The sequence below is a fragment of the Ihubacter massiliensis genome (genome assembly GCF_024125305.1).
Classification (GTDB): domain Bacteria; phylum Bacillota; class Clostridia; order Peptostreptococcales; family Anaerovoracaceae; genus Hominibacterium; species Hominibacterium faecale.
This window is the reverse complement of record NZ_JAMXVH010000001.1, coordinates 2,125,516-2,138,638: the sequence shown is the minus strand read 5'-3', so window position 1 is coordinate 2,138,638 and position 13,123 is coordinate 2,125,516. Positions and strand designations below refer to the sequence as shown.

Genomic DNA, 13,123 nt, shown 5'->3' with positions numbered 1-13,123 from the left:
GATGATGGATATTCAGCAGCTGCTCACAGGAGCCAGAAAACAGAACTGTTCCGACTTGCATATTAGTGAAGGGCTGGGAATGGCCATGCGAAAGCACGGCCGCCTGATCCGCGCTGAAGAAGCCCTTTCCCGCCAGGAGCTGCGGGAATTGATTCTATCCATGTGCAGCCAGGAGCAGAGAGAGGGATTGGAGCGGGGAGAAGATCAGGACTTCGCCTTGCAGCTTCCGGATAAAACCAGGCACAGGGTTAATGTCTACCAGGATCGGACCGGGCTGTCGGCGGCAGTGCGCCTTCTAAACGACAAGATACCCACCTTGGAAGAACTCTATCTGCCGCCGGTCATGGCAAAATTGGCAGAAGAACCCAGAGGTCTGATCCTGGTGACCGGGCCAACCGGAAGCGGCAAGTCGACGACGCTGGCCGCTATGATCGATTATATTTCCCGGAAAAAAGCCGCCCATATCATCACGGTGGAAGATCCGGTGGAATATGTCTTTGACCAGAATCAAAGCATGATTCACCAGCGGGAAGTGGGTGAGGACGTGGGTTCCTTTGCCGGGGCGCTGCGCTCTGCCCTTCGTGAAGATCCGGACATTATTCTGGTGGGAGAGATGCGCGACTACGAAACCATCTCCACAGCTGTAACCGCGGCGGAAACCGGCCATCTGGTCCTTTCCACCCTGCATACCACAGGGGCTTCACAGACCATTGACCGTATCGTGGACACTTGCCCGCCTCAGACGCAGCAGCAGATGCGCAATCAGCTCTCTATGATTCTGCGGGGTGTCATCACCCAGCAGCTGCTGCCCAACGCGGCTGGAAACGGCAGGATCGCGGCTACCGAAATCCTCCTGGGTACGGATGCTGTGGGTAATCTGATCCGTGAAGATAAGTGCTACCAGCTTCCCACGGCCATGCATTCGGGAATGTCCCAGGGCATGCATACTTTGAACAGCGACTTGGCCAGATTGGTTCTCATGGGATCGATCACCCTGGAAACCGCTGAAATGGCCTCCACAGACCGGGCTGATCTGCAGCAATTCATGAGAAGAGTTTAGTTAGATATTGGGAGAAAAACATGTTTAGCAGCGCGGGAAAACAGAAAAAAGGCTTTACCCTGGTGGAAGTGATTGTTACGCTGACGATTGTCGCCATTCTGGCAGCCATCGCCATACCCACCGGGATCGGATATATGGAAAACGCCAAACAAACCGCACGGGACAAGGTGGCCCGGAGCGTATTTCTTGCCGCGCAGAAGGCGCTGACGTCCAGGATGTCCAGTGGGGATAAGCTGGTCGAAGGCGAACCTGTAAACGTCGAAGGGATCTCTCCCGAGTTTACCGATTTGGATGAGAATAAAAACAATATTGTATTCTTATCGATTAACCAGTCCCAGACCAATAAAACAGGGACGGCCATATACCAGCTGTTGGAGCCGTATTTAACCGATCCTGAGATTCTGGAAAATACCGTTCTCGTTGAGTTTAACAAAAAGACGGGAAAGGTTTATGCGACCTTTTACAGCGAAGTAGTTGCGGCCATCGGCTATGGGAGCAAAAATTCGGATACATATAATGCCTATAAGCGGAGTAAGCAGGACCGTAAAGATGGAAAGATGGGCTATTGGGGTGTGGACAGCACGGGAAAAGCCGATGGGACCGAGGAAGCTGCGGATGCTGATATTCAGATTGTCGATTATGATGAATTGGAGCAGACAAAAGGAAATAATATTAACGGCGGCAACAACTACGGATTGCTGACCGTTGAATGCCTGCTTCCGAAAGAAATGGACCAGGTGAAAAATATGGTTATTACCATAAAAGGCGACAAGGAAGAAAGCATTACAATCACAAACGACCAATCATCGCCGCAGGCAGGCAGCTTTGCTTTCTCTCAGATTGAGGCGGTGGCCAAAGATGTAGAGGACCCCAAAGGTAAGGTCGATGAAGCTTTGAAGCAGGCTTTTCAAGTGAAGAGCAGCAGCTCGGACATCTGCTATTATCCAATGTATATCGAAACACGAAAAAGTGACGATCGCAAGATCCTGGTACTCGTTCTGGATACAATTGGAGAACAATTTTCTATAACGAAAAACCACGAATCTCTTGGTATGGAAGAATTAACGGCGACCCTGATTGTCAACAAGCATTCAGAGAACAAAACCTATAGCTTTCCTGAAGCAGGTCAGACTGCTCCCCATAGCTATTTTGCAGGAAAAGCAACCGCAGACGGCAAGGAGGGATATGGAATAAAAAGCATCCGCCATTTGAATAATGTTCGTTATGGTGATGAAGCAAAAGCGACCAATTACATTCAGCTGGGCGATATCTACTGCAGTACCTATGACGGAAAGGTTCCGTACTGGGAGCCAATTGGAAACCAGGCTCCGCTTTTGGGATCGGCGGGCGACAAACCATCCTACACATGGGGTCAAAATAACGGATTTAAAGGGCAGTATTACGGCATGGGCCATGCTATCTATAATTTGACTATTCAAGATAATGGGCGCAATATGACCGGACTGTTCAGCTGCCTTTCAAAAACCGGTGTGGTCAGCGGAGTATCGCTTGATTATACGGATTCCTATATCAGCGGTTATTTGAAAAGCTCTGCTAAAAGCAAATATTTCATAAATGGAAAGCACAGAGTTGGCGGTATTGTGGGAGAAAACTGGGGCATTGTATCCCAATGTACAGCAAGAGGCGCTGTGTATGCTTCCGGAGGAGAGAGCAAGGCCGGAGGCATCGTGGGCAAGAACATGATCGGGAAAACGGAAGCGGAAGGCCCCGGTCTTGTTACCCAATGCGCAGCTGCGGTTAACGTAACTGCGGGGGTTGCAGATCTTGATTCCGATCCTAAGACAGAAGATGCTGAAGGAGGATGTGCAGGAGGCATTGTCGGCGACAACTACGGTAATATTACATATTGTGAAAACGGTACAGCGGCAGGATATAACGCAGAAAAAGGGTTGCCTTGGTTCGTCGGTACGCCGTATTTCGGCGCTGGCATGGAGCTGCATCAGATGGGTACTTATAACACGGTAACCGGTGGTACGGCAAATGACAGCCTTCAAATCAATGGCAGCAACTGTGCCGGCGGAATAGCCGGTGAACACCGGGGCTCGGAGTTTGGTCGTGATGCGACGATCCGATACTGCGTCAATGCTGCGAAAGTAGATTCGGAGAAAAACGCGGGCGGTTTGGTTGGCCAGTATTTGAGCCAATTCAAACAGCGCACACTTACTATAGAGTTATCTTATAATGCAGGTACGGTCACAGGAGGTCTTTATGCAGGCGGGGTGCTTGGAGATGTTTTCCAGGCGCAGGGGCTGCAAATGCTGGAGCAGTCAAAAGCGATTATCATCGTATCCGGTTCTGCTATAATACCGGCGCTGTGAAAGCGGGCAGCCAAAAGGCATATCTTGGAGGTCTGGCCGGCCGCTACGGAGCCTATACGGAATTGTCGGATTGTTATAATATTGGAGAAGTAGAGAACGTTAAAGATCGTGCCGATGGTCTTTTTTACGGACGTGGCGCAAAGGCAACGGGGCCGGCTAAAAACTGTGCAACCTATAAAGGTGCGCCAGAAAGGCCCAATTTCATATTTGAAAATGCAGAGCGTATTTTTGAAGAGCCGAAAGATCTGAAAAAACATAAATTTGCCGGATTAGAATCACAAAACGGTAAAAAAGTCGGCGTTTTTGAATACACCTATCCTTATCTTAAAGTTAACGATAGTTCCTGCAAATTGAAAACGTTATTCCATCGGACTCCATGGAAGGAGGTCGCTGATGGCAGCTAAATATAGATGCAGATTGATACCGCAGGATTCAGGAAAAAAAGGCTATACTCTGATTATCGCTGTCATTATCATGGCCGTTCTACTGATTGTCGGAACTGCTGTACTCACGGCGGCGGCCAACAGCCTGAATACGGTTAATCGCAGAGTAGAAGGCAGACAAACCTACTATGTGGCAAAATCGGCGATGAATGTGATCGATCAGTCGATGCATGGAAGAGAACTAGGAATTTTGATCCGCAACAAGGCGTACAGCGCCGTTTCCGGGAGAGTCGCGGAGATTAATGATACGGTGACATTACCTGCGCAGGAGCTTTCGGTGGAGAGTATCCAGCTGACAGGCGACGGCCTTTCAGACTACTCGATTGAAAATATGGAGGTTCGTTATACGCCCAGCTTGACGATTTTGGGAAAAGACGGCACCAGCATAACGAGAGCCAGACTGGCATTATCTGACCTTACGATTCAATTTACCGCCAAGTTCGGAAAAAATACGTATCGATTAAAAGCCGTTTATGCATATGATGGGATTGTAACCATTTCGGCGGACAAGAAAATGTGGGAGCAGGAGACATGGGTAACAGAAAGCGTCAGCCAATAAAACAAATCCGTATGAATAAAAAAGGCGAGACTCTGGTAGAGACCATCGTCAGTTTTGTCATAGTCATAATCGCCCTGGGAGCGATTACTGCGCTGATCAGCTCCGCAACAACGATGAACAGGAAGGCCCAGGAAAAATCCGACAAGATTGAAGCTGAGGCGACGAAGGTGGAGCAAAATGCAGGGCAGGATGAAGCGGAGGGAACGCTGGACGTTAGCATAGGCGGGCAGACAGTTGCGATGGAAATAAAGGTGAAGTCTGCCGATTTGTTTACTTATTTTACATACGTTCCTGGAGAGATTGAGCCGGATCCAGGAGAAGAACCGGAGGAACCGCCGGATCAGGACGAAATTAAGAATGCTGTTGATTGGCCGGATCCAGAGGATGTAGGAGAGAATAGTCTGGTGTCTTTTCCTATGGGAACTATCGTAAAATATAATAAGGAATACTATGTAGCGGTGCAGGATACCCATGTGACAAAAGCACAGGCTGCTGCCGGGCCATCACAGCATAATAGCTTTGCAAAGTTTACTGGTACTATACTGACAGACGAGGACTTGAATGCCAGCGATTATTTTGATAAGGTGTATACGGGAGATCTGTATCGCGGTAAAGACGGAAAGCTCTACGTCTATGCCGGGCCGGGAGGCAGTTGGTACTGGCCTCCCACAGTGACTTTACAGAATTGGTTTGAGGCATCATAATTGAATTCCGTCCAGCAAATAGGATGAACGACACAATATAGAAATATTATCCAGCTTTAGCGAGGCAATCATTCCATATGGTTTAGGAGGTGAACGCAGATGCAAAACAAAAAAGGTTTCACATTAATCGAGCTTATTGTAGCGATGGCAGTTGCTGCAATCTTTATCATATGCGTGATTGCGTTGATATCTCCTTCCACTAAGATTTTTAACCGTGTAGAGGATTCTTCCGATGCCAAATTATTGACAGAAAGTCTGCTGGAAGAGATTCGCAGCGACGCAAATCTGTCCGGGACCTTAACCGCCGGCGAAAAGGATGAAAACGGAAATGGAACAATACAGGCGGATGGTATTACAATCACGATAAACGACGAAGGCTATCTGGTTAAAAATGAGAATGGGCAGAGTCAATTACTGTTTGATCCCAAATTTTATAAAAATAAGACAGTGGCCATGGAAACTGTACAGAATGGCGAAAATTGCATTGACATGACATTGAATGTTTTTTCTGGCGAAAGGAAGATTTATACACTAAAAAGCCAGCTAAAACCAGTGCTTGATGTGGCAAGCGTTTACGATAAGAATTCGCCTGAAGGCATGCTGGCTTTGGCAAGAGAGGAAATCGCCCTCAATGCGACCTATAGCCAGTATGGTTTTCCGGAAAAGTGGCAGAGAAATGACGGTATCTTCCGCATGCTGCAAAAGGATGGCAAGTACTACAACGGACAGTTCCCTGAGTACAGTATCAGCAATATCTTATCGAGGGATAAGATACAGAAAACTTATGAAAGCACCAAGGACAAAAGCCTGGAAAACGGATGTAAGATTTGGCTCAATGAAAAAATGTATTTGTGTATTTTCATCACCAAAAACACCTTAGTGCCTATTGTTTACATTACCTCAGAGAGCCTTTATAAGCGTTTTGAATATCAGCAACATACGGCTTCTTATGCAGTCTATTGGGAAGGAACCTGGTATGTTAGGCCCAACCTTCAATCATCAGCAATGACACCATTCAATGGGGTTGAATCGGATTCGATTTTATCTACCTTGCAGAGCAACGGATGGATACCGTCGGCTAAGGCCTTATAATTGAATTTTATCTCATGGATCAGGCGATGAAGCTGAATACTGTCCTTTAAAATCGCCCGATGATATTGATCCACCTTTTCCGGCTCCGTTACCAAGCCGTCACAGAGGGCCTCCAATGAAGCGCGCATACTGGTCACCGGCGTGCGCAGCTCATGGGAAATGTTGGTAATAAAGGTGCTGCGTATGTCATCCAAACGATTCCGCTCCTGCTTTGCCTTCGCCAGCCTCAAGGCCAGCTCATCCACAGACTTGGCCAGCCTCCCCAGCTCATCCTCTTGATGAATATCCGTACGCACATCATAATTGCCCTCCTGGAGCTGCCGGGCGCTTTTTTGAATTTTTTCCAAAGGCTGGGTAAGAATGCGAAAGACCACCATAGCGATGAGCAGCGTTACAGCCATGGCAATGAGAAGGCTGAAGGCCAGATTGGTCATGGACGTTTTCAGCGCATCCAATACAACCGCATAAGAAGCCTGCACCAGCACCACCCCGACCACAAAACCCCCGCTGTCTATCCTTTTGTGTGTGATTTTTATTTAAAAATGATAACAGCTCCGCATCATTTATCGGGGTGCGGAGCTGTTTTGTTTTCTGGATTTTATCTTGTGGACTGGCTTACTGCCTTTTTCTTCTTGAAACCATCAGCAGAACAAGGACTGCGCCTGCGAGGACCGCAGCGGCGACCCACAAGGTCAGAGGCTGGGATTCATCCCCGGTGGGCGGGGTGGGTTGAGCCTCCTTCGTATCTACGGTCTGTTTTGAAGGCAAACTGCTTTCCTTGCCTGGAGACAAGGTATCGGTGTGTTCGGTCGGCCCTGCGCTTTCGGAGTCGATTTTCGTATCCTGCCAGGCCAGCGTATAGATGGAAAATTTGTCGCTTGCAACAGTGAGGGTATCTGCTGCATGATCCAGGTCTGCCAGCACTTCTGTGTTTAGCCGGGAGCCTTCATCGTGGGTACGTGTGATAAAGACAGTTCTTTGATATCCATCCGGCGCTGTTTGTAACTCCTGTGGGACTGGAAATACCAGTGTGACCGGTGATTCCAGCTGTGTGAGCGGTTCTGCTATCTCGTTGCTTCCGTTTACTGCCATCTTTTTTATGACATGAATATCATAGCTTTTATATTTTTCAGCTCCATTGAGAATATGGTCGATTGCGGTCTGCTCTTCCGGTTTGGGGCTGGCGTTTTCGGATGTTATGATAATGGAAAGCTTTACGCTGCTGTCCTGGCTCAGCTTTTCCACATCTTCTGAGGTCATGTTTTCCAACAGCAGATTTTGATCTGCGACAGTTAGGGTTCCCTCAACGGCTGTTTTGACCTGGGGCAGCTGGGCAATGGCGTCGCACAATTCTTTTTTTGCAGTCTCCGAGACAGCTTTCTTTTCCTTTGCGGGCATGGCTTCATATTGCAGTTTTGCCTCCAATATGGATGTCTTTTGATCATCTGTCGGCGGATTGCCTGCGGGGACTTCAGGAAGCTTGCTTATAATATTTTCCATGCCGTTTTGGCTGTCAGGAGAAAATACAGCGCTGATTTTGCAGTCGCTTTGCACATTTTTCAATGTGTAAGTTTGATTTACCACTGCGCTGGTAACATCGGTTCCATTCACAGTGACACGTGACAGATGGTACCCGCTGTCGGGGCTAAACTGTATAGCTGCATCGCTGCCTTCGACTGCGTCAAAGGAATCCGCCGGGTTGATCTGTCCGTGGGAAGTCTTTTCCAGAGTAACGCGAAAATGCTTGTGTTCCACGCCGTTTAGTTTTATAGAGCCGGTCTTTTCCTTGTAGTTGCAGCTGTCAACGCTGTTCATGGCAGGAGTGTACTTCCAAGTATAGTCATGTATGCCGGTTTTCAGCGTTTGCCCCGGCTCCCAATTGATCGTCCCCGGGCTGTCTCCCTGAGCAAGAGAGATTTCCGGCATGCCGTCAGCAAGTTTGATTTCTCCAGTGGGGTACTGGGGATGGATGACCGGATCTGCCTGTCTCAGATCAACGGGGAAAGAATGTCTCGTTGAATAAAAGATTTTCGCCTTGCCGTTTTCAATAATATATGCGTAGACCTCGACCGTGCAGCTTATGGCATACTGCGGGCTACGGACATCGGTTACCTCATAGGCGTTTAGATCGAAGCCATCCAGTTCGTACTTTGTGGGGGAGATGGTATCCCATTTCCATCTGTAACGAAAACAAACGTCGCCGTTTCCAGCACCTTTAAAGGGTCTTGCTTTGGGGTGAGTCGCAGTTACTGACAGGGTTTCCGAGTTGCCGTCATAAACTTTATCAATGCCGCCGCTGTAAGTGATAACCGGATTTTCCAGAAGACTAATCATATATAAATTTTCCTGCTTGATAATTTCTGTTTCCGCAACAGGCTTTACAGCATCGGCAGCCGTTCCCCAGCCTTTTCCATCAACCTGAGGGAACCGATAAGAACTGTCGGCATTCCAAATACCCTGGGCATCCTTTTTGTAGTTATATGGAAGATTGAACAAGCCATCGATCGCCTCATAGGCAGAACCGTCATTGGTTACAAAGCTGACTTTCATTTCATAGCCGACCCGTTTGGCATAGCTTGTGCCCAGGATTTTGCATACTTCATCGAAATCATCCTTATGGCACACGATTGCCGTCAGCTTGCTGCTGGAAGCTGACGAACCAAAGGTGTTGGAAACGAGAAAACTTGTGTTAGCCGGGTCAGCCTTTTTAGGCAAATAGATTGTTTTGAGACCGGTTTCCGCGAACACAGTTGCACCCAGCTTTTGAATGGAAGAGGGAATGGTCACCGATCCGTTGCTCAAGCTGCATTTCCGAAAGGCAGATTCAGGCAGTTCTGTCAATTTATTTCCCATAAACTTGAGCGAAGTAATTCCGGTGGCTCCGGAGAAAACCCTTTTCCCAAGTATCTCCACGTTTTCCGGTATGCGCAGCTCGCCGGTGATGCCGGTGCATTCACGGAAAGCTTCCTGTCCGATTTCGATCACGCTGTCAGGGATGGACAATTGCCCGCGGATATTGGGGTTTCCATAAAAGGCACCAGAGAGAATGCTCTTCAGGCCGGTTGCCTTTGACAAGTCGAGGCCAACGAAACTGCATCCGCTATAATTTGAATTATAAGGTAACTTAAAGGCATTGCTGCCGATGGAGACGACGGTTTTTCCATCGATGGAGCCGGGAATGTCAAGGAAGATATTCTGCTTCTGTTCATTTGTCAAACCCGCTAGATATGTGGACTTTAGCCCGGTAAGGCTGATGCCGTTTTCGACAGCCGCATAATCATAGTCGCTTTCAGTGGGAATTACTTTTGTTTCCCCAGACTGGGCGTGAACGTTGACCAAAGACATGCTGAGGAGCAGCGTGGCCGCCAGTAACAGGGAAATGATTTTCTTGAATTTTTTTCGCATAATACCTCCAGCTTTTCATTAAAACTGTCTTAAAACCTTCTTTTATTGTACGCCTTAAAAAATAGAAGGTCAACTCAAAAAAAATTGCGGTGTAACCTTAATGTAACGTGCGCGATATATTGGAATCCTTGGCCGTAACATGCTATAATATTCATACATGAATTGATTATTAGTTTATGGCGCTCCGCTTTTTAGGCGGAAGTGCCGTCTCGCGCTATATAGCAGAAAGGAAGCATCTTTATGGAAACTTTTCGAATTGGACCGATCAGGCCGCCCAGCGAAGCGGCCAGCCTGCTTTTGCAGGTCACACAGGGCTGCACCTGGAACAAATGTAAATTCTGCAATTTATACAGGCATACCCGTTTTCAGGCCTATACCATCGACAGCATCAAAGAGGACATTGACCGGATGGCGCTGTATGGGGAAAAGGCGCTGAAGAACAAGAGGCAGGACGGAACCTGGGATATTGAGCGAATCAATACGGAACTGTCCATGATGCCGGCGGATCAGCAAAACTGTTACTATGTGGTAGCTATGTGGCTGATTAACGGCGGCAAGCACGTGTTTCTGCAGGACGGAAACACGCTGGCTTTGAGCGGAGGCCGCTTGACGGAAGTTTTGCTTTATTTAAGGAAGGCTTTTCCTCAGATCGAGCGAATCACATCCTACGGCAGAGCGGAAAATTTGTCGCGGGTTTCTGCTCAGGAATTTGCCGAGCTGAAAACGGCTGGACTGGATCGGATCCATTCGGGATTTGAGTCCGGCTCCGATGAAGTGTTGAAGCTGGTCAACAAGGGCGTTACTGCAGAGCAGCAGATTACCGCCGGCCGTAATATTAAAGCGGGCGGCCTGGAGCTTTCGGTATATTTTATGCCTGGCCTGGGCGGAAAAGAGCTTAGCCGGGAAAATGCGGAAGGCATGGCCCATGTGGTCAGTCAGGTGAACCCGGAGTTTGTGCGTATCCGCACTGCCGCGGTCAAGCCGGGTACAGAGCTCTATGAGGATTATGAGCAGGGCCGATTTACCCTCTGCAGCGATGATGAAAAGGTTATAGAAGTTCGCAGATTGATTACGGAGACAAAGGGTGTGGATACCCGCCTTGTCAGCGACCACATCGTTAACCTGCTGCAAGCGGTCAAGGGGAGCTTGGCGACGGACAAGGAAAAAATGTTGGGCATCATTGATGGCTATCTGGAGCTGCCTGAAAGGGATCGGAAACTGTTTCAAATTGCAAGGCGCATGGGTTATGTGATCAGCTTGAAGGAGATGCTGCGCCTTGATGGGGCCGACCGGGTGAAGCTTGAGAAGCTGGTGGATGAAACACCTGATCGTTATGAATGGGCGGAGAAGATGAATGCTTTGATCGGCAGGTATATATGAAGGGGGATTTGTTGCTGGTATGTTGGGCGATTCAGTAATTTGCTGAGGCGGGGGATTGATGAGGCGCCGGGTTTGGCCGGTCTTGCTGAGGCCGCACATGGCTGGGCTTCCAAACCCGCCTGGGAAAAGGCGGGATGCTTTTGGTCTGACATTGAGCGGGAGCTGGGCCTGATTGAAGATTGGGAAGGAAGGGGCTGCCTGCTGAAAACTGATTTGATTCATGTTACTCTTTAAGGGTCTTTGCGATGTCTGGGATTACACAAATTTTTTCTACGAAAAACAACCCATTTTCATTACGGTCAATCAAAAAACATAGGTATTCACATTCATGCGACAGCTCCTTCGTTATGATAGACAAGCGGGCTGTAAAAAAATAAAAACTTATTTTTGTCGCACACCACTCCATAACGGAGCCCGGAGGCTGATTTACAAGCGGCGCAGCCTGGGGAGACACGGCCCGCGCCAATCCCCCCGTTCGACCTCAGGGCCGAGCGGAGTATGAAAGGGAATGCGCATACAGAACAAGATCAGGTTCTTAGAATTAAAAGGAGAACGGAATGGAGAAAATCGGTAAATTTGATTTGGATTTTCAAAAGGTTCTCAATGGGATTGATGACGGAATTTTTATTTCCGATGCCCAAGGCAATATCATCATGGTCAATAAGGCTGTGGAAAAGACGGGAAATAAAAAAATGGATGAATTGGTGGGGCGCAACATCGACGACTTGCAAAAAGAAGGCTACTGCTCCGAATTCGTGACAAAGAAAGTGATTCTCACCGGTGAAAAAAGTACCATTAAACAGGAATTAAGCGACGGCAGGGAATTCATTGTAACAGGAATTCCTTATTTTGAGAACGGAAAATTACAAATGGTCGTGGCCTGCGAACGAGATATCACGGAGTTGAATTATCTGCAGCGAAGTTTATCCTGGATGGAAAAGCTGACATCCAGATATGAACATGAACTGCAAACCCTTAAACGCGGGCTGCCTCAGCTGGACAATGTGGTTTGCGCTTCAAAGAATATGGCAAAGACGATGATGCTGGCACAAAAACTAGCGAAGATTGATTCTACTGTTTTGATTCAGGGAGAGTCGGGAACCGGAAAAGAGGTTATTGCCGATGCCATTCAGAAAAATAGTTCGCGGAAAGACAATGCCTACATCAAAGTAAATTGCGGCGCGATCCCCGAAAATCTGCTGGAATCAGAAATGTTCGGGTATGTAGGAGGCGCTTTCACAGGAGCTTCCAAAGAAGGGAAAGCCGGTTATTTTGAAGCTGCTGAGGGAGGCACGATTTTCCTGGATGAAATTGGTGAGCTGCCGCTGAACCTTCAAGTAAAATTGCTGAGGGTCATCCAAGACAGAAGACTCACCCGCGTGGGCGGAACAGAAAGCATACCTTTGAATATCCGAATCATTGCCGCCACAAATCGCAAGCTGAAGGATATGCTGAAAACAGAGCAATTCCGCCAGGATCTTTATTACCGGCTGAGCGTGACGACCATCAATGTGCCGCCTTTGAGAGAGCGGAAAGAGGACATTATCGAATTGGCGGCGATGTTTTTGGATCGATATAACAAAAGGTATCGTTTGGACCGGAAGTTGAGCGGTAAGGCGCTGAAAACGCTTACTGGCTATGATTGGCCGGGAAATGTGAGGGAGCTGGAAAATCTGATCGAGAGCCTGGTCATTACAGCCGAAGGCACCATGATAACCGGCAGAGATGTCCAGGAGTACCTGTTTGATGAGACAGACGAAGGGGGCAGGCGGACGATGTCCGGCGAAGGCTCCCTGTCCGAGATGGTGGAGGCCTTCGAAAAGGGTATCTTGGAAGAAACTTATGAAAGGTACCAGGACTCGGGCATGATGGCAAAGGCTTTGAAGACAACCCGGTCCACCATCAATCGCAAACTAAAAAAATATGAGATTCGATGAACGCAAAGCTGCGTTTTGACGCAAACTTGCGCAGAGCTCGGAGCCCGAAATCTCAACCGTTGAAAAAAGAAGAATATGGCTTTAAAAAGCAAATCAAAACTATTAGGTTAATTAAAAACCCCTAAAAAGCGACGCAATGCTGCGTCGCTTTTTCCTTTACAGAAAAAAACAAATCGCTGCGAAATAAAAGATTTTAAAAATTAA

Annotated in this window: 11 protein-coding genes; 9 read left to right on the top strand and 2 right to left on the bottom strand. The window is 48.0% G+C overall.

Annotated elements, in window-relative coordinates; genetic code table 11:
* Position 1: 1 nt before the first annotated feature.
* From NIA71_RS09915 to NIA71_RS09890, 6 genes are all read left to right on the top strand, one after another.
* A complete protein-coding gene (locus NIA71_RS09915; protein ID WP_227755548.1) occupies positions 2–1,060 on the top strand; it encodes a type IV pilus twitching motility protein PilT in 1,059 nt (352 codons plus the stop codon).
* Between the two features lie 20 nt (positions 1,061–1,080).
* The gene (locus NIA71_RS09910; protein WP_253020324.1) at positions 1,081–3,399 is read left to right on the top strand and encodes a prepilin-type N-terminal cleavage/methylation domain-containing protein; all 2,319 of its coding nucleotides are present in this window, start codon (positions 1,081–1,083) and stop codon (positions 3,397–3,399) included.
* Positions 3,396–3,803 carry a hypothetical protein gene (locus NIA71_RS09905; protein ID WP_253020323.1) on the top strand — a complete coding sequence of 136 codons (408 nt, stop codon included), beginning with the start codon at positions 3,396–3,398 and terminating at the stop codon, positions 3,801–3,803. Before NIA71_RS09910 ends, NIA71_RS09905 begins: the two co-directional genes overlap by 4 nt.
* On the top strand, positions 3,793–4,401 hold the full coding sequence (locus NIA71_RS09900; RefSeq protein ID WP_227755546.1) for a hypothetical protein: 609 nt from the start codon (positions 3,793–3,795) through the stop codon (positions 4,399–4,401). Before NIA71_RS09905 ends, NIA71_RS09900 begins: the two co-directional genes overlap by 11 nt.
* Complete coding sequence (locus tag NIA71_RS09895; RefSeq protein ID WP_253020322.1) at positions 4,374–5,105, top strand: type II secretion system protein; 732 nt, start codon at positions 4,374–4,376, stop codon at positions 5,103–5,105. The genes NIA71_RS09900 and NIA71_RS09895 overlap by 28 nt, the downstream gene beginning before the upstream one ends.
* Positions 5,106–5,204: 99 nt before the next feature.
* Positions 5,205–6,197, top strand: a complete 993-nt coding sequence (locus NIA71_RS09890; RefSeq protein WP_253020321.1) for a type II secretion system protein — start codon at positions 5,205–5,207, stop codon at positions 6,195–6,197.
* On the opposite strand, the gene NIA71_RS09885 is transcribed toward NIA71_RS09890, so the two are convergent.
* Positions 6,098–6,694, bottom strand: a complete 597-nt coding sequence (locus NIA71_RS09885) for a histidine kinase dimerization/phospho-acceptor domain-containing protein (RefSeq protein WP_253020320.1) — start codon at positions 6,692–6,694, stop codon at positions 6,098–6,100. The two genes, NIA71_RS09890 and NIA71_RS09885, sit on opposite strands and share 100 nt — an antisense overlap.
* Before the next feature lie 118 nt (positions 6,695–6,812).
* Positions 6,813–9,602, bottom strand: a complete 2,790-nt coding sequence (locus tag NIA71_RS09880) for a leucine-rich repeat protein (protein ID WP_253020319.1) — start codon at positions 9,600–9,602, stop codon at positions 6,813–6,815.
* Between the two features lie 240 nt (positions 9,603–9,842).
* Between NIA71_RS09880 and NIA71_RS09875 the strand changes: the two genes are divergently transcribed.
* The 3 genes from NIA71_RS09875 to NIA71_RS09865 all read left to right on the top strand — a co-directional run bounded on the left by NIA71_RS09875 (position 9,843) and on the right by NIA71_RS09865 (position 12,919).
* Positions 9,843–10,982: a radical SAM protein gene (locus NIA71_RS09875; RefSeq protein WP_148396906.1), complete on the top strand. Its 1,140-nt coding sequence runs from the start codon at positions 9,843–9,845 to the stop codon at positions 10,980–10,982.
* Positions 10,983–11,054: 72 nt separating this feature from the next.
* Complete coding sequence (locus NIA71_RS09870; RefSeq protein WP_227755542.1) at positions 11,055–11,216, top strand: hypothetical protein; 162 nt, start codon at positions 11,055–11,057, stop codon at positions 11,214–11,216.
* 323 nt (positions 11,217–11,539) lie between these two features.
* Positions 11,540–12,919 carry a sigma-54 interaction domain-containing protein gene (locus tag NIA71_RS09865; RefSeq protein WP_148396904.1) on the top strand — a complete coding sequence of 460 codons (1,380 nt, stop codon included), beginning with the start codon at positions 11,540–11,542 and terminating at the stop codon, positions 12,917–12,919.
* Positions 12,920–13,123: the final 204 nt, after the last annotated feature.

Bases quoted from the DNA above. Each gene is read 5' to 3' on its own strand.
- NIA71_RS09915 (WP_227755548.1), top strand. From the start codon at position 2: ATGATGGATATTCAGCAGCTGCTCACAGGAGCCAGAAAACAGAACTGT.
- NIA71_RS09910 (WP_253020324.1), top strand. From the start codon at position 1,081: ATGTTTAGCAGCGCGGGAAAACAGAAAAAAGGCTTTACCCTGGTGGAA.
- NIA71_RS09900 (WP_227755546.1), top strand. From the start codon at position 3,793: ATGGCAGCTAAATATAGATGCAGATTGATACCGCAGGATTCAGGAAAA.
- NIA71_RS09895 (WP_253020322.1), top strand. From the start codon at position 4,374: ATGGGTAACAGAAAGCGTCAGCCAATAAAACAAATCCGTATGAATAAA.
- NIA71_RS09890 (WP_253020321.1), top strand. From the start codon at position 5,205: ATGCAAAACAAAAAAGGTTTCACATTAATCGAGCTTATTGTAGCGATG.
- NIA71_RS09880 (WP_253020319.1), bottom strand. From the start codon at position 9,602: ATGCGAAAAAAATTCAAGAAAATCATTTCCCTGTTACTGGCGGCCACG.
- NIA71_RS09875 (WP_148396906.1), top strand. From the start codon at position 9,843: ATGGAAACTTTTCGAATTGGACCGATCAGGCCGCCCAGCGAAGCGGCC.
- NIA71_RS09865 (WP_148396904.1), top strand. From the start codon at position 11,540: ATGGAGAAAATCGGTAAATTTGATTTGGATTTTCAAAAGGTTCTCAAT.